This is a genomic window from Pseudomonas sp. LF020 (genome assembly GCF_053456425.1).
In genome coordinates, this window is the sequence record NZ_JBRFIX010000007.1 from 62,111 (window position 1) to 86,387 (window position 24,277).

The window sequence follows — 24,277 nt, forward strand, 5'->3', positions numbered from 1 at the left end:
GGGAATGAAGCAATTTTGTCTTTTTCAGAAAAACTTCAATCCTGCTATTGACTTAGGTTCGCTACCTGCGTAAATTTCGCGGCCTCGGAGATGCAAACGGGTGATTAGCTCAGCTGGGAGAGCGTCTGCCTTACAAGCAGAATGTCGGCGGTTCGATCCCGTCATCACCCACCACTCCCCGAGAGACTTGCGAAAGCAAGAGCGTAGGCTGAAAGTGCCTGCACCGACGCGCAGCGGTAGTTCAGTCGGTTAGAATACCGGCCTGTCACGCCGGGGGTCGCGGGTTCGAGTCCCGTCCGCTGCGCCATATTTTACGAGTCAGGCAATGTCTGGTTCGCGATTGCAAAGCACCGAAGCTTTCAATCAAAACGAGTTACTTGAGCGCAAGCTCAAAGCGATACGCAGCGGTAGTTCAGTCGGTTAGAATACCGGCCTGTCACGCCGGGGGTCGCGGGTTCGAGTCCCGTCCGCTGCGCCATATCTGTTTCAAGGACCACTGAACGCCTTGAAACACCGAAAGCAACCGCTGGTTGGTTCGGAATCGATAGCAAAGACCCTGGTCGAAAGACCGGGGTTTTTTGTGTCTGAAATTTGACCCTCTCTCCCTTCTTTACCCAGCCCTGCACAAATCCCTGTAGGAGCTGCGGCACGCTGCGATCTTTTGATTTTGATCGTAGAAGCAGGAGCAAAAGATCGCAGCCTCGTTTCACTCGACAGCTCCTACATGGAGTAGGTAACCGCATTCGAATAGGTATGGCGGATTGACCTCGTGCGGTGCCACGTCGCATTGATTTTTTGATTCTTTAGTCAAATTTTTGTAACTGGTTGTTTGCTGCGAGCCCAGAAACCTTTAAAGTTAACCTTTCGGTCAGCTTTGCACTGTCAACACGCCCTTTGTTTCGCCAAGAAGGGCTTCTGCAAGACTCGAGATTCCCAGTAGATAACCAGAAGGGCGGACACATAACCGCCCAGAGGATGATCCATGTCCAACCGTGATATATCCCGGCGCTCGTTCCTCCAGGGCGGGCTGGTGGCGGGTGTGAGCGTTACGCTCACGCCGCTCAGCAGTCAGGCGCTGGCTGCCTTGATGGAAAACAGCGTAACCGTGCCGTCCGAGAAGTGGCTCGGCAACAACGGCAAGGCACGCCAGCGTAACGATGCCCTGTCCAAGGTCTGCGGCAGCAAAGTCTTTGCCCGCGACATTCGCTCCAAGGACATGCCGGGCTGGCCTGAACAGCAAGGCCACGCCATGCTGCTGAAAACCATCAAGGCCGACCGTATCTACGAAGGCTACGACCTGTCGTGGCTCGGTGCCGACTTGCAGCCTGACCGCATCGTCACCGCAGCTGATCTGGACAAGGACGGTATCGTCTTCCCCGAAGAACACGCGCCAGACCCCTTGCTGCCGGAAGGCAAAGTGCCGATGTTCATCGGCCACCCGGTGGCGATCCTGATCTGGAACGATTTCGAGCGTTTCCGTCAGGCCAAGAACAAACTCAAATTCAATGACAAGGCGATTCGTTACGGTGCACAAGTGCCGTACTACGAAGGCGACCCCTATGGCAGCTTCCGCTACGTGCGCGTGGGTGGCCCGACCTCGGCCGACGAAGACGAATTCGCCAGCCTGAAAGACTCGATCCTGTTCCCGATGCTGAAAAACCGGCGTCCGGTGTGGAATTCCCAGCCGAACCTGCACGGCAACCTGACCGAGCGCGGTCTGTTCTACGCTGACCGCATGAAGCAGCAGATCGACACACCGCCGGACAACTGGCTGGTGTTCGATGAGCGCTACAAGACCCCGTCGATCGAACCGGCCGCCATGGAGCCGGACAACGGCAACGGCTGGTACGACCCGAAAACCAAGACCCTGCACTTCGTGGTCGCCACCCAGTGCCCGCTGGAAGCGGCGACCGAGACCGCGAAAATGATCGCGCCGTCGCGCTTCGGCCTGGACAACCTGAACATGCACCCGGGTTACACCGTGGGCTACGGTTCCAAAGACCACAACATCTTCGTCTACTACGCAGCCCTCGCTGCGCTGTATGGCGCCGGTGTGCCGATCCGTCTGGCCAACGACCGCTACGAGCAGTTCCAGAGCGGCATCAAGCGCCACCCGTTCGATATCCGCTATCAACTGGCTGTGGACAAGAACGACTACAGCTTCAAGATTTTCCGCGCCGAGATGAGCGTCGATGGCGGCGGTCGCATCAACTACAGCCCGTCAGTGGCGGCGGTGGGTGCCACGGCGGCGCAGTCGATCTACTACATGCCGCAGAACGATCTGCAGGTCACCGCTTACCACTCGCGTGGCGTTGAAGCGGGTTCGATGCGCGGTTACGGCACCCTGCAAAGCATGGCCTCGACCGAAATGATGGTCGACGAAATCGCCAACCGCCTTGGTGTTGACGCGATTGATCTGCGTCGCAAGAACGCCTTGCGTTCGGGCATGAAAAACACCCAGGGCGCGATCCCGGCGGGTGCTCTGCGCCTGCACGAAATTCTCGACAAGGCCTCGGTGCACGAAGTCTGGAAAAATCGCGACGCGATCAAGAAACAGCGCGAAGCCGCCGACCCGGACAACTGGTACGGCGTGGGTTTTGCCATTTGCCAGAAAGACTTCGGCACCGGTTCCGAAGCGCCGATGGCCAGCATCGAATTCACCGCTGAAGGGCGCATCACCCTGCGCCACATCGGTATCGAAATCGGCACCGGCATGTCTACTTCGCAAGCATTGGTCGTCGCCGATTTCCTCGGCAGCCCGGCGCATGACGTGAAGACTGGCGAAACCGAATGGAAGGAAATGCAGCTGATCACCAGCGGCAACCCTTACATCATGAGCCAGGCCGAGCAAGACAACCTGCTGCGCAACCCGCGTTGGGTCGGCAAGCTGGCCTCGGCGTCGTCCGCGACCAACTCGGCCTATTACTTCAGTCACGCCACCCGTGAAGCGGCGCGCGTGCTGTTCAACAACGGTTTGTGGCCGGCGGCCATGGAAATCTGGCGTCAGGGCCCTTACGGCGGTCAAGCCAACCCTTACGTCGTGCGTCGTGAAGATGCGCATTGGGTCGACGGCAAGCTCACTGCCAACGGCATGCAGCCGCTGACTTTCGAAGAGTTGGCCAAGCGTGCTCACGAGCGTGGTCTGGTCACCGGCGCCACCGTTCACGCGTTCAACCGCTGGAGCTGGGCCGAGGCCGAGTACAGCATCGACGGCGTGCGCGAGCGTCTGCCGCTCGACGGTCTGGCAGTGAAGTACGGCGATGGCGCGCCGAAGGCGAAGAAAGCGCTTATGACCACCGCAGGTTTCCACCTGCTGGATCGCCAGAACATCAACTACCCGGTTGTTCAGTTGAACAACGCCGCGGTGACTTACTACAGCCCGGTCGCGACGCTGGTGGAACTGAAGGTCAACAAAGGCTCGGCGGAAGTCGAAGTGCTCAACCACCATTCGTGGGTCGAGTGCGGTCGGGTGCTGGTCGAAGAACTGGTCAAGGGTCAGCTCGAAGGCGGGATCGCCATGGGCATCGGTCACGCGTTGATGGAAGAGATGCCGCTGTACGAAGGCGGGCCGGGGGAGGGTGACTGGAACTTCAACCGTTATCGCCTGCCGATGGCCCGTCACGTGGCGGTGTGGAAGCAGACTGCGGAGATTCTGCCGCCGCTGTCGCCAAGCGATCCGTCCAAAGGCATCGCCGAAGTGGTGATGATCCCGGTGGTCGGTGCCATCGGTAACGCCGTGGCGCATGCCATCGGTAAACGTGTTCGCGATCTGCCAATCACTGCTGCGCGCATCAAGGAGGCCCTCAATGGCTAACCGTCCGCTTCAACTGACCCTCAATGGTCAATCCGTCGGCCCGGTGGACATCCCTGATGACCTGCCGATGATCGATTACCTGCACGAATACAAGAACCTCACCGGTTCGCGCCTTGGCTGCGGCCAGGGTATCTGCCACGCGTGCGTGGTGATCGTCGACAACCCGGACGGCACCAGCGAAGAAGTGCGCACCTGCATCACCGGCGCGCATTACTTCGAGGGCAAGAACGTGCGCACCATCGAAGCCCACGCCAAGCGCGATGAGAGCGGTCAGGTCACTGAGCTGAACCCGATCCAGCAGCGCTTCGTCGACGAATTCGCCTTCCAGTGCAGCTACTGCGCACCGGGCTTCGTCAACGCCGCGACGGTGCTGGTGGAGAAGCTGCAGCGCCAGCCGATCGCCAAAAGCAAACTGGAACAGGTCATCGAGGACAGCCTCGGCCATCACGTCTGCCGTTGCACCGGGTACGTGCGTTACTACAACGCCACCCGCAACGTGCTGACCGATCTCGGCCTGGTCAAGGAGGGTTGAGCATGAAGCATCTACTGACCCGCCTGACCCTGGCGGTCGGACTGGCTGCGCCGCTGTTGTCGGCCCACGCCGACGATCAGGTCAAGCGCGGCGAATACCTCGCCCGCGCCGCCGACTGCATGGCGTGCCACACCGCACCGGGTGGCGCGCCGTTTGCTGGCGGTCTGCCGATCGTCTCGCCGTTCGGCACGATCTACGGCACCAACATCACCCCGAGCAAAGAGCACGGCATCGGCCAATACAGCGATGACGAGTTCTTCGCTGCGCTGACCGAGGGCAAGCGTCGTGATGGCGCCAATCTGTACCCGGCGATGCCGTACACCTCGTATCACCTGATGCCTCGGGAAGACTCGGATGCGATTCACGCGTACCTGAAAACCATCGAGCCGATCGAGCGCGCCGCGCCGGTCACCAGTTTGAGCTTTCCGTTCAACGTGCGTCCGGGCCTGATCGCCTGGAACATGCTGTACGGCAAAGCCCTGAAGCTGGAGACCGCCGAAGGCAAAAGCGAGGCCTGGAAACGTGGCCAGTACATGGTCGAAGTGCTCGGTCACTGCGGCGAATGCCACACGCCACGCGGCCTGCCGGGCGCGATGCAACTGGACAAGCGCCTGACCGGCGGCATCCTCAACGGTTATCTGGCTCCGAGCCTGCTCGCCACCGATCTGGCGGCGCGCGGCTGGAATCAGCAGGACCTGAGCACGTTCCTCAAGCACGGCATGAGCGCGCAGGGCACGATGTTCAACGAGATGTTCCCGGTGTTCCACAACAGCACCCAAGGCCTGAACGATCAGGATCTGGCGGCGATGGCGACCTTCCTGCTCGGTGACAAGCCGCCAGCGGCAAAAGAACTGAGCGAAGTGCCCGTGGAAAAGCTCAGTGCCAGTGCGCAGCGCGGCCGTCAGGAATATTTGAACGTCTGCGCCGGTTGCCATGCCGCCGGTGGTGAAGGCAAACCGCACATCGCCGTGGCCATGCGTGGCAATACCACGCTGCGCCTGGAAGATCCGCGCAACCTGGTGCGGGTGATCGAGGATGGTATCGGCGAGCAGAAATTCGCCGGGTTCGAACACATGCAGCCGATGCCGGGTTTCGCTGACAAGCTCAGCGCAGAACAGCTGACCGATCTGCTGAACTACCTGCGTCAAGGCTGGGGCGGTCAATCGGCGGAGCTGGCGGTGAGCGACGTGCAGAAACTGCAGGCTGACGCTCCGGCCGTCGAGCACAAGGCGCACTGACATGCAGCATCTCGATCTACAGGTTATACGGCGTGCTCTGGAGTGGTCGGTGGCGGGGCAGCGCATCTGGCTCTGCACGGTGCTGACCACCTACGGCTCGGCGCCGCGTGCGCCGGGTTCGTTACTGGCAGTGAACGATGAAGGCCTGTGGATCGGGTCGCTGTCCGGTGGCTGTGTCGAGGAAGATTTTCTCGAGCGCGTCGCTGAAGGTGCGTTTCTCGATGCGGTCAACGTGGTGCGTTACGGCGAAGGTGATGATCCGCGCTCGCGGGTCAGCCTGCCCTGTGGCGGCATTCTTGACGTACTGGTAGAGAAATTTGACGCCAATTGCGAGGTGCAGGCGCATCTGCGTGAACTCGAATCGGCGTTGCTTGGGCAGCGCCGCTTGATTCGCGAAGTTGATCTGGCCAGTGGTGCGCGCAGTCTGTTCGCTGATCGCGAGCAGGGTGCGCGCATCGAGCGCGAGATCGATCGGGTGCGGATTCGCGTGGGTGCTGCTCAGCGTCTGTTGCTGGCGGGTTACTCCAGTGTGGCGCAGGCCTGTGCCGAGTTCGCGGTGGGTCTCGGCTTCGAAGTAATTCTCTGTGATCCACGTGATGAAGTGCTAGAAGGCGTGGTGCTGAATGGCGTGGAGATTCGTCGGCAACTGCCTTCGGTGTTCATCGCCGATGGCGGTTGTCATCGCGATACCGCGGTGGTCGCGTTGACTCACGATCCGCGTATTGATGATCTGGCAATGATGGAAGCGGTGCGCACCGAGGCGTTTTACATTGGCGTCATGGGTTCGCAGCAGACCTCGCAGAAACGCTTCGAACGTTTGCGCAGAATTGGCGGTTTGGGGGAAGTTGAACTGGCGCGGATTCATGCGCCGATCGGCTTGAACCTGGGCAGCAAGACGCCTGCTGAAATCGCCTTGGCGGTGCTGGCGGATATCTTGCGGATTCGAAGCGGGATTGGCCGAGACCAGCTCTGATCTGAATTTTGCAAATATTTGTGGCGAGGGAGCTTGCTCCCGCTGGACTGCACAGCAGGCCTTCTTTCCTGGATGAAAGAGGGGCCGCTTCGCGACCCAGCGGGAGCAAGCTCCCTCGCCACAGTTGTTTGTCAGTCAAGAAAACTGATCAGAAACCCAGTTTGTCACGCAATCCGTAATACCACGCACCCAACGCCGCAAACGGCGTACGCAACATCTGCCCGCCCGGGAACGGGTAATGCGGCAAATCGGCAAACGCATCAAAACGCTCGGCCTGACCACGCAATGCTTCAGCCAGCACCTTGCCGGCCAGATGCGTGTACGTCACGCCGTGGCCGCTGCAGCCTTGCGAGTAATAAATGTTGTCCCCCAGGCGCCCAACCTGCGGCAGGCGCGACAGGGTCAGCAGGAAGTTACCCGTCCACGCGTAGTCGATCTTCACGTCTTTCAATTGCGGGAACGCCTTGAGCATTTTCGGGCGGATGATCGCTTCGATGTTCGCCGGATCTCGCGCCCCGTAAACCACACCACCACCGAAGATCAGGCGCTTGTCGCCGGTCAGTCGGTAGTAGTCGAGCAGGTAGTTGCAGTCTTCGACGCAGTAATCCTGCGGCAACAGAGTTTTCGCCAGCTCATCGCCCAGCGGTTCGGTGGTGATCACCTGGGTGCCGCACGGCATCGATTTCGCCGCCAGTTCCGGCACCAGATTACCGAGGTAGGCGTTGCCAGCGACGATGATGAATTTGGCCCTGACCTTGCCTTGCGGTGTGTGCACCACCGGGTTGGCACCGCGCTCGATGCGCACGGCTGGTGATTGCTCATAGATCGTGCCGCCGAGGGATTCGACCGCCGCGGCTTCACCGAGCGCCAGGTTCAGCGGATGAATGTGGCCGCCGCTCATGTCGAGCATGCCGCCGACGTACTGATCGCAGGCAACCACTTCGCGAATGCGGCGCTGGTCGAGCAGCTCCAGCTGGGTGTGGCCGAAGCGCTCCCACAGGCGCTTCTGCGATTCCAGGTGCCCCATCTGCTTGGCGGAGAGGGCGGCGAACACGCCGCCGTCCTTCAGATCGCACTGGATGTTGTACTTGGCCACGCGCTCGCGAATGATCCGGCCGCCTTCGAAGGCCATCTGCCCGAGCAGTTGCGCCTGCTTCGGGCCAACGGTGCGCTCGATGACGTCGATGTCACGGCTATAGCTGTTGACGATCTGCCCGCCATTACGCCCCGAGGCGCCAAATCCAACCTTGGCCGCCTCCAGAACCGTAACCCGAAAACCGTTCTCCAGCAGGAACAGCGCCGACGACAGCCCGGTGTACCCGGCGCCGATCACACAGACATCCGTCTCCACATCATCCTGCAAGGCCGGACGTGGCGGTACGGCGTTGGCCGACGCAGCGTAATAAGACTCTGGGTAAGGGGTGTTCGCCATCCTGCAGCCTCTGTTTAATATATTTTACGAGTGCGCCGATCCTACCCGAGTTGAAAAACCTCTGCCAGCCACCGGAAAAATCTTCTTCATCGGCCCGAAATTAAATATTTTGCATATTCATAGGGTTAGGTGAAAAAAAGGTGTTGACACCCCTCCGGAATTCCGTAGAATGCCGCCTCACAGCAGGCACGTAGCTCAGTTGGTTAGAGCACCACCTTGACATGGTGGGGGTCGTTGGTTCGAGTCCAATCGCGCCTACCAAACAAAATCCGCTCTGCTGGGCGGTCTGGAAGGGCTCACCGAAAGGTGGGCCCTTTTTTGTTGTCTTGGATTTCATCAAAACGTTCACAAAATATCGGGTTCGTTCATAACGGGCAATGTGAACGTTCGTTTGCACGCTGGTATTGTTGCGGTCAGAGTAGAGCTGTAGTCAGGCAATGTTCGTTGAGAGTGATGCCGAGAATGACAATTTCATTGTGCATTTCGACTGTGCCTTCCAGCACTTCCTGCACCCAGTAACTCGTGAATTTATCGTTTCGATAATTGAAGGGGGCGACTTCTGCACCACCTCCGAGGTACTTGCCCGTTTCCTCTTCGTGCTTTTGTGAGGGTGTGTGCGATATGAGTTGGCGATGTTTGATCGTGTTGCTGAAGCCCGCCAAGTAGCGATACCAATGAAGTTGCGAAACTCGCGTTATCTCGTCCTTCAGCGTACTCGCCTGAAGCTCGTCACGCACCTTTGCGAAGTCGCATCGGTCGATAGCTAGCGGCTTAGGAAGTGCTAGGGCGTTCACTAGCTGGGCGAGGATATCAAAGGTATTGCGGGTGATATTGATCGCGGCAATCAAGTTCGCTTCACTCGCGAGCTTCGCCTCCTCAAATTCATCGTCGCTCCCCATCATCATTGTCGCGGCGAACAGTTTTATGCCGTCAGGGTCATGTTCGGCGTGATAGGCAGCAAATGCGTCTCGAGCCAAATTCTTGTGGTACTGGTAGATGTATAGGGAGTGACTCACCGAGTCGACGGTGCTGAGCAGCCAATCTTTGTCTGGCTCGACTGTCAGAATATGCTCTTTCAGTGCGGCTAAGTTCCATCTTCCTTGCATGGTTACTCCTTTTTGCTTTCTAACCTGCGTCCCTGATACAAGTAGTTGTAACCCTCCACCGTTACAAATTCCCATATACCTTTGTAGACTGTGACCTGTAGCCTATTTCGCACGGATACGGTTGGACAGAAGTGTTTCAATCTCTGCATCCGTCCTGTCGTGTATGAAGCTCTTCAAACCATGACGCTCCAGGTCACGCCAGAACAGCACAACAGCAGTCACCAGAGAGCGAAGCAGCTCAAGTGGAAGCCGAAGATCAGTAACGGGGCGAGTACCGAAATGCTCTTCAAGGAGCGGCATGGGAGTAGGCCAAAGCTCTGGATGACTCTTGCGAAGCCTTTTCGCTGCATCACCCTCACCATGACGGCAGACGTTGCCTAGCGCCATGAGCAAGCCGAGTTGATCGTATGATCGGAACCCTTCTATCTCAATCCCCCGCGCTTCAAGAAACAGATCGTTGAAGCGAGAACCCCAAGGGGCTTTTTCAGCGCACTCAATCTTCTTCGCAAGCTCTGCTGCAATCTGTTCTTCTGGCACATCGGATGTGAAGAACTGACGAAGGCAACTAATCGTGTATGTCCGTATGTGCTGCTCCCACAGCGACTGGATACCTAGACAGAAAGCCATAGCTGTCTTCTGCTCCAGAGTCCAATGTTCCAGCATTTGAATTGATTTGATGAGAGCGTCCACTTCTTGGCACTCAATCAGCTCACTGCTTCTGCGGTGAAGCATCTGTATCGATGGCTCAACCACCAGAGAGAGATAGTCCTGCATAACGTTGCCATAGTTATTGGCGTAAACGTCTATGACGGAATGCTTCCATGGGTGCTGCATGAAGGTCATCCCTTGGCTTGTTTCACAGCAAGGTCGCGGATGGTCTGGAGGTTGCGGTGAATCGCTGACAGGACAAACCACAGACCAGACATTAGACAACCCACTGCGAAGCCGATCAGGGCGCCGAGGTATTCAAGGTTGCCCCGCATGAGGTAGAACCCGGTCACGGTTGCGATGATGATTCCCAGCCACGAAAAAAAGTCCACTACCGTGATTACGATGTCTTTCATTGCTGCACTCCGTTGCGATATTCATAGGTTGGGCTGGCATCATGCCATCGCATGCGGTGCCCGTAAACGTTGGGGCCGATTCAACTACACTGGACAAATGATCAAGGAAGTATAGGGGCTACGCTGTGGCGAATTTGGGGAAGCTTTGGGCAGGGCGAGCATTCGGAACAAATACAGGAAATCTTTCAATCATTTTTGAAAAAGACGGGGAAGTTCTAGAAGGCATGGTCCGTTTCCGTGACGACGAATACGGACTCGTCACCTATAAAATACAAGGCACATACAAAGACGAAGTGGTGCTGACTGGCAAGGCCATAACGGAAACTGAGGGTGTTGAATACGCTGAGCTGACCGTCAAAGCAGCCCTCACGCCTGAAGGCAGCCTAAAGGGCGAATGGTACACATCAGCAGGATCAGGGGGACCGTTCGTTGCTCATATGCACGGTGTGGGAGCGGCAAACATCGACAAGACAGATCTAGGCATTGAACAGTTCTACACGCAGGCATACACGCTTGGAGCTTTAAGGCTGGCGAAAGACGATGTGATATCGCTGATGGAAGCAGTGAAAAAAGACTTCAATGCCGAAGCGAAGCTGGTTGTGACCTACCGAAGCGCTGGAGCGGAGGTGACACAGCATGAGAAAGACTTTCTTGCACTGATGGGCGGACATAAAAAGCTGACCTACTTGAAGGTGTACATGCAAGAGCCTGATGAGTTCGGCGTGAACAAGTTTGCGTTTGCAGAGCTTGCAGAACCTGGCTTCAATCGTGTGGTTGCACAAGGAGTGCGTGAAATCTGGGTTGAAGGAAAAGCTCAGATGCTGCGTAGCGAGCTGGCGAAGAACGAAAAAAGCATCATAACGAACTTCAAAAAATTTGGACTCAACATAAATCAAGTTACACTTTTTGCCATGATAGTTGCCATAACCTATGTGCCAGAATTCTGGATGAAAGCTCTGGTTGGTATATTGGTTTTTGGGCTGATCAAGTTTATAGGTTGGCTGCATGTGACATTCATACCAAATGCTTCTATTCGGCTCACGGACGTCAAAGAGAATTGGATTACACGCTGGGGGTCATCAATCTTCTCTTGGGTGGCAACGGTTGCATCGTCTGTTATAGGCGGATATCTAATCTATGTTTTGACGAAGACTGTATGAGAGGGAGTGTGTATGAGCAGTGAAACCACTTGCAAGAAATGTGGCTCCGTCTACAAGCTTACAGGGACAAAGTTCCCTGTACGTGATCCGGGCTCTATAGATTGCATTGTCTGCGATGTGGAATTGATGAGTTGGAGCGGATCGACAGACTGGAGTGCAGAACTCATAGCGAGGCATGAAAAACATCTGAAAAAGTAAACAGGCCAGCATGGAAAGCACAGTATGAAAGAGACAATTTACTGTTTCTATTTGATTGCAGACGCCCAAGAGCGAGTGGGACTACTTTCCAGTGGCTGCGGCGTGATTTCATGAATAGGCTCCGTGAGATGCTTGCCTAGGTGCTCAACGATCTTTAGGGCGTTGTTGTAGCTTCCTTTACCCTTGAGCATGGTTTCGCAGTAAATCATCCCGAGCGTATAGATGGTGTGGTGCTTGCGATCCAACGTCAGAGCTTCGATTGTTTCGCCCATGACTCTGCTTCGGCCTTGCTGCTGAAAGTTTTAGACTGGGGAGATTTGCCTTTAACCCGTACCTGAGCACTCCAGTTGACGGACGGAAGTAAGCGGAAATTGGCCATTTTTGACGCCTCATAATGTGAATGGGCGTTCTGTGAAAACCTTGAGCACCAACGCTTGCAGCTTGCTCAAGCAGACCTTGACATGGTGGGGGTCGTTGGTTCGAGTCCAATCGCGCCTACCAAACAAAATCCGCTCTGCTGGGCGGTCTGGAAGGGCTCACCGAAAGGTGAGCCCTTTTTTGTTGTCTGCGATTTGCCGGAGCCGTGGTTCAGGCGCTTGCCTCGGTATCTTCAGATCGTTCGTTACCTTGGATGCTTAGCGTGTTTCGAAATAACACGATCTGCTGATATGGCTTTCTGTTTATTTTTGGATCCGTCGAAAAAGTGTGGATATTGAACGGGTTACCGGCATTTTTAACCGGCCGGTTATCAAAAAAATGTTGTTGCTGATCGTGAACTTCAGTAACATCTGCCCCGCGTTCACCACCACGGTTTATGCATTTTTAAATCCCAAGCTTCCATCAGCTGCTTGGGATTTTTTTTGCCTGCGATTTGGCGGATTCCCCGCTCTGTCTCCTTGCTTCCTGCGCGAAGCTTCCAGCCTCGTCGCTGTGTACAGGCGAAACCGGTTTTTTTCGACTACTACTCACTGGCGTTTTCCAGGGCTTTTTCAAGGAGTTCGTCGATGCTGGTTCATTGGTTTCTCGCCGCTATTCATCTCTTGGCTTTTGCCTTGGGCTTCTGGGCTGTGTTGACCCGTGGCACGGCGTTCAGTCGTCTGGCCGCTGGTGTCGGTGAGGCGAAGCGAGTACTGCTTGCGGATAATCTGTGGGGGATTGCCGCGCTGACTCTGCTGGTCACTGGCGGTATGCGTGCTTTTGGCGGATTTGAAAAGGGTACTGACTACTATCTGCATCAGCCGCTGTTCCATTTGAAGATGACGTTGTTCGTGCTGATTCTGCTGGCAGAGCTGGCGCCGATGATCACACTGGTCAAATGGCGGATAGCGTTAGCGCGGGGCAAGGCGTTCGATATCGGGCGTGCAAAGCTGTATGCACGGATCAGTCACGTCGAGGCGCTGCTGTTGGTATTGATGGTAATTGCAGCCACCGGCATGGCGCGCGGCGTGACCTTCGTCTAGCAGGGAGCAATTCTCTGTGTTCTCTCGGAAATGTCTGACAGCCAGGCTTGGCAGTCGCAGGTAGTATCGCGCTGCAGGAGGGGGGCGGGAGCGAATGAAGCGGAGAGAGGGATGTGTCAGGCGCCGTGCCAAGCGGACTGGGGAGCGGATGGCAGTACGGCGCGTGAATCTTTAGCCAGTCTTGCGCGAAGGCAAACGGACTGGCTACTGACGGCGGGGTGGCTCAGGGCGTTTGTGGCTTGTCCGGGGCGGTCAGGCCGGCCTGAATGCGCTGATAGATCTCTTCACGGTGCACGGCGACGTTTTTCGGGGCGTTGATGCCGATACGGACTTGCTGACCGCTTACGCCGAGGATGGTGATCGTAATGTCATCACCAATATTTATGCTTTCACCGACTTTGCGGGTGAGTATCAGCATGGTCTTCTCCTTGATTGCTTTGTAGGGCACCTGATTCAGACAGTGCAGAGGTCGGTGGTACGTATAGATTAGTGCGAAGTCTCACGGTTTGGGTGCCTCTTTCTGACGCGCAGATGCGGCATTAATTCCCAAGGCGTAACTATACAGAGGCTGCAATCATCAATCTCGTTGTTTTGTGCCCATTTTGCGGGCCTCGCCAAGTATTTATGAATGTTAAGATCGCCGCTTTGTGATTTTCGAGGAAAGCGTTGTGCGCAAATTGGTCTGGATGGTCGCGGCACTGGCATTGGCGGGATGTGGTGAAGGCAAAAGTGTAGACGTGCAGAAGCCGAAGACGGCAGTCGCGGCCGCACCTGCGGCAGCGTCCGCCCCGCAGTGGGACCTCGAAGTACGCGGTGAAACACCTCAGGCTGTCAGTGACCTGAGTGGCTGGTTGATCGAACATGCGTTCGTGCCGACCGTGATCAAGGACAGCAGCGGCAAGACGCGGATCTTGATTGGCCCGTTCAACTCCCAGGCCGAGGCGCAAGCGCGCAAGGTAGAGGTGGATGCGGCACTGGTGAAGGCCAAGAAGCAGAACGTCGAGTCGGTGATCGTCGAGCATCCGCTCGTGCCGTAAGCAGCACTTTCAGCGGAGCGGCCTAAAGGACATCGCAGGCGATTCGTCTTATACGAGTCAATCACGATTTCTCGAAGGAGCTCCGCATGGCCTCCGCCGCTCCCTACAAACTCTTCAATGCGGTTCTGCACCGCAAGACGTTGTTGAGTCCGCACATGATGCGGATCACGCTCGCCGACCCTTCGATAGGTGGCATGGCCACTTGGGCGCCGGATCAGCGCGTCAAACTGTTCTTTCCTGCTGAAGATGGATCGCCTGCAAGTCTTGCGCAGGAGGAGGGCTGGTACGCGCGTTTTCGTTCGATGCTGGCGAGCCGGCGGCCAGCAATGCGCACCTACACCATTCGTCATTTGCGCGCTGATCAGGGCGAGGTCGACATCGATTTTGTCCTGCATGGCGAGACCGGTCCCGCGTCGCGCTGGGCGCTGCGTGCTCAGCCGGGAGCGTCGATGCAGATTCTCGCTCCCGACAGTAATTTTTCCGCGCAGGACGCCGGAGGGTTCGAATGGAAACCGCAGCAGCTGCTCAAGGAGGTTTTGCTGGTGGCGGATGCCACGGCATTACCGGCCGCCATGGGCATTCTTGAGGAGTTGGCGGCCATGGCTGAACCGCCTCAGACTCGGGCGTACTTTGAAGTGGACAGCGCGCCAGACATGCTTTCGGTGCCGGATTGGCCGGGGCTGTCGGTGCAGTGGCTGGTTCGCGATCAGGCGCCAGAAGTAGTGGCTGGAGCGCTGATGGTAGAGGCGGTGCAACAGGCGTTCCTGCCGGCAGAGGATTCATCGGTCGGGCAAGCCGCCGAACTCGCCGAGGTCGATATCGACAAAGACATCCTCTGGGAGATCGCCAATACGGCCCCTGAAGGATTTTATGCCTGGATTGCCGGAGAAAGCGCGGCAGTCATGCGTCTGCGCAAATACCTGATCAAGGAGTGCGGTATCCCCCGCGAGTCACTCAATCTGATGGGCTATTGGCGCTACAACAAGGCTGGCAGCTAAAAATAAAAAAGGCCTCGAACATCACGTTCGAGGCCTTTTCTTTTGGGCTGAAGAATCAGCCGCAGGCTTTCAGGTTTACCGGGCCGACAAATTCATTGCCGCGTCCCATCACGCACGCCACGCTCTGATTGCGTTGACGTTCCCAGTCCTGCACCGGGTAAGTCTTGTCCCACGCTTCGTACAACTGCCGATCCTGTTTTGACAGGCGCAAGCCGTACTGCTTGCTCATGTAGAAATAGGTGCGCGCGATCATGCCGCGAATCGACGGGCGCGGCATGACCTTCTTGGCCTTGAAGTCGACCTGGGTCAGGCACGAGCCGTACTGCCCGGATTGCACCGGCAGCCAGCCATAACTGAAGTTGCTGCGATCACCGTTGACCTCGCCAATGCTTGGCACCAGGTTGTGCAGGTCGGCTTCGGCTTTCTGATAGCTCGGGTCATAGCGGGTGCAGTTCTTGCGCCCGCCCGATTGCCAGCATTGACGCTGGTGACCGAACTCCCACGCCGGGACGATGTGCTCCCATTCGATGCGCGAGGCGCGCTTGGCATTTTTGCGCGGCACGTAACCGCATGCCTTCAAGTCCACCTTGTTGCCGGTGTACTTGCACCCGCAGTAAAACTCGGTGGACTGCGGTGCATAGAGTTTCCAGGCGACTTTCTTGGCCTCGGTAAAAGTACGGGGCGCGCCCGCCTGGGCACCACAGGCGATGAGCAACAACAGCAAAGCAAAACAGCGGACACTCATTGAATCAATCTTCCTTCGGCACAACCCAAAAAATCTGCACGCCGCCATCGTCGCGATAGGCGAGTGTGACGTTGTCGTTCTCGTCGATTTCCTCGAGCAGTTGCTCCCATGCATCCACAGGCTCGTCCGGCAGACGGAAGATCAAGGCGGCTTTGGCTTTTTGTGCGGTAGGGGAATTGATGATTTTCTGAACGCGCATGCCCATGCGTTCGTAAGCGTCAGGAGCATCAGGAGAGGTGGCCACGAGGTTATCCTTATTAAGCTGTACGGGCATACAGTATTTAACTGTAAGCATTTTCGCAACTGCTTAAAATTCAAGAAAATCCTCTGACAGCGCTTTTCCGGTTTTGGTGTAAGTCAGGTCGATTATTTTGTGCGAAAAAGTCGCGCGTAGCGTGGGTGGCAGCACCACCCGCCGCGCGGGCGAGTGGTGAGCAAGTTGCCCGAGCCGGAAAGGCTCAGGCGAAGGTCAATCAATATTCCCAGAACATCCGTTGCAGCTCTTTGCTGTCGTTGGTTTTGGTCAGGGCGACCATGGCCAGGATGCGGGCCTTCTGCGGATTCAGGTCGTGAGCGACCACCCAGTCGTACTTGTCGTCAGGCTGCTCGGCGTTACGCAGGACGAAACCGCCGGCGTTGACGTGGGACGAACGGATGATCTGCACGCCGTCTTTACGCAGGGCTTGCAGGGATGGCACTACGCGCGAAGACACCGAACCGTTGCCGGTACCGGCGTGGATGATGGCTTTGGCGCCGGCCTGGGCCAGGGCCTTGTAGGCGGTGTCGTCGACGTTGCCGTAGGAGTAGGCGATTTCTACGTCAGGCAGGCTCTTGATGTTCTTGATGTCGAATTCCGAATCCATGGTGTGGCGCTTGGCTGGCAAGCGGAACCAGTAGGATTTGCCTTCAACCACCATGCCCAGCGGACCCCAAGGGCTTTTGAACGCCTCGGTCTTGATGTTGATCATTTTGCTGACGTCGCGACCGGACTGGATCTCGTCGTTCATGGTCACCAGCACGCCTTTGCCGTGCGCTTCTTTGCTGCTGGCGACGGCGACGGCGTTGTACAGGTTGAGCATGCCGTCCGCCGACATGGCGGTGCCCGGACGCATCGAACCGACCACGATGATCGGCTTGTCGGTTTTTTCCACCAGGTTCAGGAAGTACGCGGTTTCTTCCAGGGTGTCGGTGCCGTGGGTGATGACGATGCCATCGACGTCTTTGCTGTCGGCCAGTTCGGATACGCGCCGACCCAGTTGCAGCAGGTTGTCGTTGGTGATGCTTTCCGAGGCGATCTGCATGACTTGTTCGCCACGCACGTTTGCCAGTTTGCTCAGTTCGGGGATGCCGGCGATCAGCTGTTCAATCCCGACTTTGGCCGCTTGATAGGTGGCGCTGTTGGCTGCATTGGCGCCGGCACCGGCAATAGTGCCGCCCGTGGCAAGCACTACGACGTTGGCGAGTTTGGTCTGGGTTTCGACTTCTTTTGCCTGAAGGGCGGTGGGCAGGAGCAGGAGGAGGGCCAAAGCGCCCGGAACCAAGGTGTTGAAAGCAGATTTCATTATTTTTCTCTCTAGTAGTGAGACGGTGCTGATGCAGGTTCATCTAGATGCGCCCCGAGCCGATCTGAATGCCCGGGGTGCAGGCTAGGGAGCAGGATCTGTACCAGCGCTACTTTGCTTTAGAGAAATGTTTAACTTCATGATTTACATCAAGATTTTATGAATTGTCCATTGATGCGGTGAATGAAATGGCCGGGTTTCCGAACAAAGGAAGCTTTCGCGTTCGGTTCACCGAAAGGGACTACGCCCCCTGTCGAACGAAACGGCTTGTCGGTTTCAGATTTTCTGCTAAAGAAACCCGTGAGCAAGCCGATGGCTGTTGAAGGAAACGTTCATTTAGGGAGTTCACATGTCACTGACGATCGGTTTTTCCAATCCCGGCTCAGTCACCATCGGCGGTAAAACCGCAGCGACAATCAATGCAATGAGCCAAGCGGAAGCGGACGCGTCCGACAAGGCGCTTGGCGTTGAAAAAGAACCGAGCAATCAGGTCCGAACCGGTGGTCCCGCGCAAGAAGCCAGCCAGGCGGATAGCGCTGACAGCGGCGATAATCTGAGCGTCACCGTAAAAATGTTGCTCAAGCGCATGCAGGAATTGCAGAAGCAACTGCAGGAGCAGCAACAGCAACTGGCTGCGGCTCAGGCTGCGAGCTATCCGACACCGGAGGCCAAGTCGCAGGCGGTCATGTCCGTCCAGGGACAGATCGCGCAAACCAGCGGGGAGCTGATGCAAGTGGCGGCGGCGCTGGTCAAGGAAATGACCAAGGATTCCACCAGCGGCAACCTGGTCAGCACTACGGCGTAAGCAGCAAGGGGCGAATCAGATGATTCGCCCCGCAACTCAACGACGATTTCTGATTGTTGACAAATGGCGGCGGGATTCGCATAGTTCGGTCTACGCAAACGTTTGCGCGGCTTCCCCGGTGCATCATTATCCGGAGGACGGCGCTGAAGCTTACGCCAGCGCGAGCGTTGCTCACAATAATCATAAGATCGGAGTGAACCCATGAAGCTGCCATTCGCTGGACGTCTTCTTGCTGTCGCTATGCTGGCTGCCGCAGCCGCCGCACTACCTGTCTCTTCGGCCTTCGCCGAGTCTCCGGAAAAACCCAAAGTCGCACTGGTCATGAAATCCCTGGCCAACGAATTCTTCCTGACCATGGAAGACGGCGCCAAGGCCTATCAGAAAGAACACTCCGCCGACTTCGACCTGATCTCCAACGGCATCAAGGACGAGACCGATACCGCTGGCCAGACCCGTATCGTCGAGCAGATGATTCTGGCCAAGGTCAATGCGCTGGTCATCGCCCCGTCCGACTCCAAAGCCATGGTTCCGGTGATCAAGAAAGCCGTCGATGCCGGCATCACCGTGATCAACATCGACAACCAGCTCGATCCGCAGATCGTCAAAAGCAAGAACATCAGCGTGCCCTTCGTAGGTCCGGACAACCGCAAAGGTGCGCGTCTGGTCGGCGAATACCTGGCCAAGCAACTGAAGGCCGGTGACGAAGTCGGCATCATCGAAGGCGTGTCCACCACCACCAACGCCCAGCAACGCACCGCAGGCTTCAAGGAAGCGATGGACGCGGCACAGATCAAAGTTGTTTCTTTGCAATCCGGTGACTGGGAGATCGACAAGGGCAACAAGGTTGCTGCTTCGATTCTCAGCGAATACCCGGATGTAAAGGCGCTGCTGGCGGGTAACGACAGCATGGCCGTTGGCGCTGTTTCCGCGGTGCGTGCTGCCGGCAAGGCGGGCAAGGTACAAGTGGTCGGTTACGACAACATCAATGCGATCAAGCCGATGCTCAAGGATGGTCGTGTGCTGGCGACGGCCGATCAGTTCGCTGCCAAGCAAGCCGTGTTCGGTATCGAGACCGCGCTGAAAATCCTCAAGGGCGAAAAAGTCGACAGCGGCGTCAATGGCGTGATCGAAACGCCAGTCGAGCTGGTCACCAAGTAAGTCTTCCGGCGACACAACGGCGCTCGTCCGTCCGGGCGAGCGCATGGAGAATTTTTTTATGTCAGTTTCCGCCCCGAACGCTGTCCTCTCGGTCAGCGGTATCGGTAAGACCTATGCGCAACCGGTGCTCACAGGCATCGACTTGACGCTGATGCGCGGTGAAGTGCTGGCGCTGACCGGTGAGAATGGCGCCGGTAAAAGCACGCTGTCGAAGATCATTGGTGGCCTGGTTACGCCAACCACCGGTCAGATGCAATTCCAGGGCAAGGACTACCGTCCGGGCAGTCGCACCCAGGCCGAAGAGCTTGGCGTGCGCATGGTCATGCAAGAACTCAATCTGCTGCCGACCCTGTCAGTGGCGGAAAACCTGTTTCTCGACAACCTGCCGAGCAACGGTGGCTGGATCAGTCGCAAGCAATTGCGCAAAGCCGCGATCGAAGCCATGGCGCAGGTCGGCCTCGATGCCATCGATCCGGACACCCTGGTCGGCGAGCTGGGGATCGGGCACCAGCAGATGGTCGAGATCGCACGCAACCTGATCGGCGATTGCCATGTGCTGATCCTCGATGAGCCGACTGCGATGCTCACCGCCCGCGAGGTGGAAATGCTCTTCGAGCAGATCACCCGCCTGCAGGCGCGTGGCGTCTCGATCATCTATATCTCGCACCGCCTCGAAGAGCTGGCGCGCGTCGCGCAACGCATTGCGGTGCTGCGCGACGGCAATCTGGTTTGCGTCGAGCCGATGGCCAACTACAACAGTGAGCAACTGGTCACCTTGATGGTCGGTCGTGAACTGGGCGAACACATCGACATGGGCCCACGCAAGATCGGCGCCCCGGCACTGACGGTCAAGGGCCTGACCCGCTCCGACAAGGTGCGCGACGTATCTTTCGAAGTGCGTGCCGGCGAGATCTTCGGGATTTCCGGGCTGATCGGGGCAGGGCGCACCGAATTGCTGCGACTGATCTTCGGCGCTGATCCGGCTGACAGCGGCACGATTGCGCTGGGTTCGCCGGCGCAGGTGGTCAGTGTGCGTTCGCCGGTTGATGCGGTGAACCATGGCATTGCCTTGATTACTGAAGACCGAAAGGGCGAAGGCTTGCTGCTCAGTCAATCGATCAGCGCCAACATTGCCCTGGGTAATATGCCGGAGATTTCCAAGGCAGGAATCGTCAACAGCGGCGACGAAATTTCCCTGGCGCAGCGTCAGATCGACGCCATGCGTATCCGCAGTTCCAGTCCGACTCAACTGGTGTCGGAATTGTCCGGCGGCAACCAGCAGAAAGTGGTGATCGGCCGCTGGCTGGAGCGCGATTGCTCGGTGCTGTTGTTCGACGAACCGACCCGCGGCATCGACGTCGGTGCCAAGTTCGATATCTACGCCTTGCTGGGCGAGTTGACGCGTCAGGGCAAGGCGCTGGTAGTGGTGTCCAGTGACCTGCGCGAACTGATGCTGATCTGCGACCGGATCGGTGTGCTGTCGGCCGGGCGTTTGATCGATACCTTCGAGCGCGACAGCTGGACCCAGGATGATTTGCTTGCCGCCGCGTTCGCCGGCTACCAAAAACGTGATGCGTTGCTCAATGAAGCGGCGCCTAGGGATCTCCCATGAAAACTGCATCTTCCGCCGGCAAACGTAGTGGCAATTTCTACGGTCTGGGCACCTATCTGGGCCTGGCCGGGGCCTTGTTGGCGATGGTGGCGCTGTTCTCGCTGATGAGCAGCCACTTTCTGTCTTATGACACTTTCAGCACGCTGGCCAACCAGATCCCCGATCTGATGGTGCTGGCGGTGGGCATGACCTTTGTACTGATCATCGGCGGCATCGACCTGTCGGTCGGTTCGGTGCTGGCGCTTGCCGCCTCGACGGTCAGCGTGGCGATTCTCGGCTGGGGCTGGAGCGTGTTGCCGGCTGCGTTGCTGGGTATGGCGGTGGCGGCGCTTGCGGGTACGGTGACCGGTTCGATCACTGTGGCGTGGCGCATTCCGTCGTTCATCGTTTCGCTCGGTGTGCTGGAAATGGCCCGTGGCCTGGCGTACCAGATGACCGGTTCGCGCACCGCGTACATTGGTGATTCGTTCGCCTGGCTGTCGAACCCGATCGCGTTCGGTATCTCGCCGTCGTTCATCATTGCCTTGCTGGTGATCTTCATCGCGCAAGCGGTGCTGACCCGCACCGTGTTTGGTCGTTACCTGATCGGTATCGGCACTAACGAAGAAGCAGTGCGTCTGGCCGGGATCAATCCAAAACCGTACAAGATTCTGGTGTTCAGCCTGATGGGGCTACTCGCGGGGATCGCCGCGCTGTTCCAGATTTCCCGTCTGGAAGCGGCGGATCCGAATGCTGGCTCCGGCCTGGAGCTGCAAGTGATTGCCGCTGTGGTTATCGGTGGTACCAGCCTGATGGGGGGCCGTGGTTCGGTGATCAGTACCTTCTTTGGTGTGCTGATTATTTCGGTACTGGCCGCCGGTCTGGCGCAGATCGGGGCGACCGAGCCAACCAAGCGCATTATCACCGGTGCGGTGATTGTTATCGCGGTAGTGCTTGATACCTATCGCAGCCAACGCGCCAGTCGACGGGGCTGACAGATGGCAACGATCAAGGATGTGGCGGCGCTCGCAGGAATTTCCTACACCACGGTTTCTCACGTGGTGAACAAGACGCGCCCGGTCAGTCAGGAAGTGCGGTTGAAGGTCGAGGCGGCCATCAAAAGCCTCGATTACGTGCCGAGTGCGGTGGCGCGTTCGCTGAAAGCCAAGACCACTGCGACCATTGGCTTATTGGTACCGAACAGCCTCAACCCGTATTTTGCCGAGTTGGCACGGGGCATCGAGGATTATTGCGAGCGTAACGGCTACTGCGTGATCCTCTGTAACTCTGACGACAATCCGGAAAAACAGCGCAGCTATTTGCGCGTGCTGTTGGAGAAGCGCATTGACGGTCTGATCGTCGCCTCTGCGGGTGGCGACATCGGGCTCGCGCAAGGGCTGGCCGGGGTGAAGACGCCAATGGTCATCGTCGACCGCGGGCTGGATGGCGTCGACGCCGATCTGGTGCGCATTGACCATGAATATGGCGCTTATCTGGCGACGCGGCACCTGCTGGAGCTGGGCCATCGTGACATCGCCACCATCGGTGGTCCGTCGAGCACCAGCGTGGCGCAAATGCGCCAGGCCGGTTTTTGTCGGGCGCTGCAGGAGGCGGGCATCAAGGTGCGCGCCGAGCGCATGCTGGAAAGCGATTTCACCAGCACCGGTGGTTACAGCGCGGCAGCGATCCTGCTTGAAAGCAATCCGCCGAGTGCGATCTTCGCCGGTAACGACATGATCGGGATTGGTGTGCTGCGCGCGGCGGCCGAGCGCAATGTCCGCGTACCGAGCGAGCTGTCGGTGATCGGCTTCGACGATATCCAGATGAGCCGTTATGTGTACCCGGCGCTGACCACCGTAGGCCAGTCGATCCTGCAGTTGGGGGAGATGGCTGCCGAAGTGTTGTTGCGCAGGATTGCTGCCCCGAGTCTGGCCACCGATCAACGGATCGTGACCCCGAGTATTGTCTTGCGCGAATCGACTGCGCCGCTGTCCGGCGTATTCACCGAGTACCGCTGAAACCGAATTGACGAGTAGCGATGTATGCCAGCAAATGTAGTGGTAATAGGCAGCCTGAACATGGACCTGGTGACCCGGGCGCCACGACTGCCCAAGGGCGGGGAAACGCTGATCGGTCATTCCTTTGCCACCGTTTCCGGCGGCAAGGGTGCCAATCAGGCAGTCGCTGCTGCGCGCCTCGGTGCGCAGGTGGCAATGGTCGGCTGTGTTGGCAACGATGACTACGGCGTGCAATTGCGCGACGCATTGCTGGCCGAGCAGATCGATTGTCAGGCGGTGAGCACGGTCGAAGATTCCAGTGGCGTGGCGCTGATTGTGGTCGATGACAACAGTCAGAACGCCATTGTGATCGTTGCTGGCGCCAACGGTGCGATGACCCCGGCAGTGATCGACCGTTTTGATGCGGTGCTGCAAGCGGCCGACGTGGTTATCTGCCAGCTCGAGATCCCGGATGCAACGGTAGGGTATGCGCTCAAGCGTGCACGTGCGTTGGGCAAGACGGTGATCCTCAATCCGGCGCCGGCCAGTCGTCCGCTGCCGGCAGACTGGTTTGCCGCCATCGACTACCTGATCCCCAACGAAAGCGAAGCCACTGCGTTGAGCGGGATGTCGGTCGATTCGCTGGAAACCGCAGAAAGCGCTGCCAACCAGTTGATCGTAATGGGCGCGGGCAAGGTCATCATTACCCTCGGTGCGCAAGGTTCACTGTTTGCCAATGGCAAAGGTTTCGAGCATTTCCCGGCGCCGAAAGTGAAGGCCGTCGATACCACCGCCGCCGGCGATACCTTTGTTGGCGGTTTTGCTGCGGCGCTCGCCAGTGGCAAATCCGAGGCCGAGGCGATCCGGTACGGGCAAGTCGCTGCAGCGCTGTCTGTGACCCGGGCCGGCGCACAACCTTCCATTCCAACCATGTCCGACGTACAGGCGTTCAAACCCGCATGAAAAAGACTCCTCTGCTCAACGTCGCGTTGTCGCGGCTGATCGCCTCCCTGGGCCATGGTGACATGGTGGTCATCGGTGACGCCGGACTGCCGGTGCCACCAGGTGTTGAATTGATTGATCTGGCGCTGACCCACGGTGTTCCGGATTTCGTCAGTACCCTGAAAGTCGTGCTCAGCGAGATGCAGGTGGAAAGCCACGTGCTGGCCAACGAAATCCTCGACAAGCAGCCGACCGCCCTGGTCACGCTGGACGAGTTGCAGGAAGAGGGCGCCCTCGGTCGGCGCGATCTGCTGACGCATGAGCAATTCAAGGTTCTCAGCCGACAGGCACGGGCGATTGTTCGTACAGGCGAATGTCAGCCGTACTGCAACATCGTGCTGGTAGCCGGCGTTACGTTTTAACCGGGTTTTCGACCCTTACATTTTCATCAGCACAAGGAATGCG

General features: G+C 57.7%; 24 protein-coding genes and 4 tRNA genes. 19 read left to right on the forward strand and 9 right to left on the reverse strand.

All coding sequences use genetic code 11. The features are described from left to right. The first annotated feature begins 98 nt into the window (after window positions 1-98). From ACU680_RS17420 to ACU680_RS17450, 7 genes are all read left to right on the forward strand, one after another. Window positions 99-174, forward strand: a tRNA-Val gene (locus tag ACU680_RS17420). Window positions 175-230: 56 nt separating this feature from the next. Next, window positions 231-307 (forward strand) — tRNA-Asp (locus ACU680_RS17425). A gap of 94 nt (window positions 308-401) precedes the next feature. Beyond that, window positions 402-478, forward strand: a tRNA-Asp gene (locus ACU680_RS17430). 504 nt (window positions 479-982) lie between these two features. Beyond that, a complete protein-coding gene (locus tag ACU680_RS17435) occupies window positions 983-3,814 on the forward strand; it encodes a xanthine dehydrogenase family protein molybdopterin-binding subunit (RefSeq protein WP_448180080.1) in 2,832 nt (943 codons plus the stop codon). Next, window positions 3,807-4,346, forward strand: a complete 540-nt coding sequence (locus ACU680_RS17440; protein WP_367085139.1) for a (2Fe-2S)-binding protein — start codon at window positions 3,807-3,809, stop codon at window positions 4,344-4,346. The genes ACU680_RS17435 and ACU680_RS17440 overlap by 8 nt, the downstream gene beginning before the upstream one ends. 2 nt (window positions 4,347-4,348) lie before the next feature. Then, on the forward strand, window positions 4,349-5,584 hold the full coding sequence (locus ACU680_RS17445) for a c-type cytochrome (RefSeq protein WP_448180081.1): 1,236 nt from the start codon (window positions 4,349-4,351) through the stop codon (window positions 5,582-5,584). A 1-nt stretch (window position 5,585) separates the two neighbouring features. Further along, window positions 5,586-6,557: an XdhC family protein gene (locus tag ACU680_RS17450; RefSeq protein WP_448180082.1), complete on the forward strand. Its 972-nt coding sequence runs from the start codon at window positions 5,586-5,588 to the stop codon at window positions 6,555-6,557. Between the two features lie 148 nt (window positions 6,558-6,705). Here ACU680_RS17450 and ACU680_RS17455 read toward each other — a convergent pair whose 3' ends face one another. After that, window positions 6,706-7,989, reverse strand: coding sequence for an NAD(P)/FAD-dependent oxidoreductase (locus tag ACU680_RS17455; protein WP_367085136.1), 1,284 nt, complete (start codon window positions 7,987-7,989; stop codon window positions 6,706-6,708). A 184-nt stretch (window positions 7,990-8,173) separates the two neighbouring features. Here ACU680_RS17455 and ACU680_RS17460 point away from each other — a divergent pair. Continuing rightward, window positions 8,174-8,250: transfer RNA gene (locus tag ACU680_RS17460), tRNA-Val, on the forward strand. Window positions 8,251-8,402: 152 nt separating this feature from the next. On the opposite strand, the gene ACU680_RS17465 is transcribed toward ACU680_RS17460, so the two are convergent. From ACU680_RS17465 to ACU680_RS17475, 3 genes are all read right to left on the reverse strand, one after another. Then, window positions 8,403-9,095 carry a hypothetical protein gene (locus ACU680_RS17465; RefSeq protein WP_448180083.1) on the reverse strand — a complete coding sequence of 231 codons (693 nt, stop codon included), beginning with the start codon at window positions 9,093-9,095 and terminating at the stop codon, window positions 8,403-8,405. Window positions 9,096-9,197: 102 nt separating this feature from the next. Next, window positions 9,198-9,938 (reverse strand): hypothetical protein, encoded by a 741-nt coding sequence (locus ACU680_RS17470; RefSeq protein ID WP_448180084.1) that lies wholly within the window; start codon window positions 9,936-9,938, stop codon window positions 9,198-9,200. After that, entirely contained in the window at window positions 9,935-10,159 is a 225-nt protein-coding gene (locus ACU680_RS17475) for a hypothetical protein (protein ID WP_150594704.1), read from the reverse strand. The genes ACU680_RS17470 and ACU680_RS17475 overlap by 4 nt, the downstream gene beginning before the upstream one ends. Window positions 10,160-10,284: 125 nt before the next feature. Between ACU680_RS17475 and ACU680_RS17480 the strand changes: the two genes are divergently transcribed. Then, window positions 10,285-11,319, forward strand: a complete 1,035-nt coding sequence (locus ACU680_RS17480) for a hypothetical protein (RefSeq protein WP_448180085.1) — start codon at window positions 10,285-10,287, stop codon at window positions 11,317-11,319. Between the two features lie 245 nt (window positions 11,320-11,564). On the opposite strand, the gene ACU680_RS17485 is transcribed toward ACU680_RS17480, so the two are convergent. Beyond that, a complete protein-coding gene (locus ACU680_RS17485) occupies window positions 11,565-11,789 on the reverse strand; it encodes a hypothetical protein (RefSeq protein ID WP_448180086.1) in 225 nt (74 codons plus the stop codon). Window positions 11,790-12,521: 732 nt separating this feature from the next. Between ACU680_RS17485 and ACU680_RS17490 the strand changes: the two genes are divergently transcribed. Further along, on the forward strand, window positions 12,522-12,977 hold the full coding sequence (locus tag ACU680_RS17490; RefSeq protein WP_448180087.1) for a DUF2214 family protein: 456 nt from the start codon (window positions 12,522-12,524) through the stop codon (window positions 12,975-12,977). Between the two features lie 223 nt (window positions 12,978-13,200). Here ACU680_RS17490 and csrA read toward each other — a convergent pair whose 3' ends face one another. Then, window positions 13,201-13,395 (reverse strand): carbon storage regulator CsrA, encoded by a 195-nt coding sequence (gene csrA / locus ACU680_RS17495; protein ID WP_003179932.1) that lies wholly within the window; start codon window positions 13,393-13,395, stop codon window positions 13,201-13,203. Window positions 13,396-13,645: 250 nt separating this feature from the next. On the opposite strand from csrA, the gene ACU680_RS17500 reads away from it, so the two are divergent. After that, the gene (locus tag ACU680_RS17500; protein ID WP_448180088.1) at window positions 13,646-14,014 is read left to right on the forward strand and encodes an SPOR domain-containing protein; all 369 of its coding nucleotides are present in this window, start codon (window positions 13,646-13,648) and stop codon (window positions 14,012-14,014) included. An 86-nt stretch (window positions 14,015-14,100) separates the two neighbouring features. Further along, complete coding sequence (locus ACU680_RS17505) at window positions 14,101-15,012, forward strand: siderophore-interacting protein (RefSeq protein ID WP_448180089.1); 912 nt, start codon at window positions 14,101-14,103, stop codon at window positions 15,010-15,012. Window positions 15,013-15,067: 55 nt separating this feature from the next. Here ACU680_RS17505 and ACU680_RS17510 read toward each other — a convergent pair whose 3' ends face one another. From ACU680_RS17510 to ACU680_RS17520, 3 genes are all read right to left on the reverse strand, one after another. Further along, window positions 15,068-15,757, reverse strand: coding sequence for an endonuclease (locus tag ACU680_RS17510; protein ID WP_448180090.1), 690 nt, complete (start codon window positions 15,755-15,757; stop codon window positions 15,068-15,070). A 4-nt stretch (window positions 15,758-15,761) separates the two neighbouring features. Beyond that, window positions 15,762-16,031, reverse strand: a complete 270-nt coding sequence (locus tag ACU680_RS17515; protein WP_371917862.1) for a DUF1654 domain-containing protein — start codon at window positions 16,029-16,031, stop codon at window positions 15,762-15,764. A gap of 199 nt (window positions 16,032-16,230) precedes the next feature. Then, window positions 16,231-17,319: an asparaginase gene (locus tag ACU680_RS17520; RefSeq protein WP_400761382.1), complete on the reverse strand. Its 1,089-nt coding sequence runs from the start codon at window positions 17,317-17,319 to the stop codon at window positions 16,231-16,233. A gap of 349 nt (window positions 17,320-17,668) precedes the next feature. Between ACU680_RS17520 and ACU680_RS17525 the strand changes: the two genes are divergently transcribed. From ACU680_RS17525 to rbsD, 7 genes are all read left to right on the forward strand, one after another. Next, window positions 17,669-18,124: a hypothetical protein gene (locus ACU680_RS17525; protein ID WP_007961233.1), complete on the forward strand. Its 456-nt coding sequence runs from the start codon at window positions 17,669-17,671 to the stop codon at window positions 18,122-18,124. 201 nt (window positions 18,125-18,325) lie between these two features. Continuing rightward, on the forward strand, window positions 18,326-19,282 hold the full coding sequence (locus ACU680_RS17530) for a sugar ABC transporter substrate-binding protein (protein ID WP_367085130.1): 957 nt from the start codon (window positions 18,326-18,328) through the stop codon (window positions 19,280-19,282). 58 nt (window positions 19,283-19,340) lie between these two features. Then, the gene (locus ACU680_RS17535) at window positions 19,341-20,894 is read left to right on the forward strand and encodes a sugar ABC transporter ATP-binding protein (protein WP_367085129.1); all 1,554 of its coding nucleotides are present in this window, start codon (window positions 19,341-19,343) and stop codon (window positions 20,892-20,894) included. Next, a complete protein-coding gene (locus ACU680_RS17540) occupies window positions 20,891-21,868 on the forward strand; it encodes an ABC transporter permease (protein WP_367085128.1) in 978 nt (325 codons plus the stop codon). The genes ACU680_RS17535 and ACU680_RS17540 overlap by 4 nt, the downstream gene beginning before the upstream one ends. A gap of 3 nt (window positions 21,869-21,871) precedes the next feature. Next, entirely contained in the window at window positions 21,872-22,891 is a 1,020-nt protein-coding gene (locus ACU680_RS17545; protein ID WP_367085127.1) for a LacI family DNA-binding transcriptional regulator, read from the forward strand. Window positions 22,892-22,915: 24 nt separating this feature from the next. After that, entirely contained in the window at window positions 22,916-23,833 is a 918-nt protein-coding gene (gene rbsK, locus ACU680_RS17550; RefSeq protein WP_448180091.1) for a ribokinase, read from the forward strand. After that, window positions 23,830-24,234, forward strand: a complete 405-nt coding sequence (gene rbsD, locus ACU680_RS17555; RefSeq protein ID WP_367085125.1) for a D-ribose pyranase — start codon at window positions 23,830-23,832, stop codon at window positions 24,232-24,234. Before rbsK ends, rbsD begins: the two co-directional genes overlap by 4 nt. Window positions 24,235-24,277 lie beyond the last annotated feature (43 nt).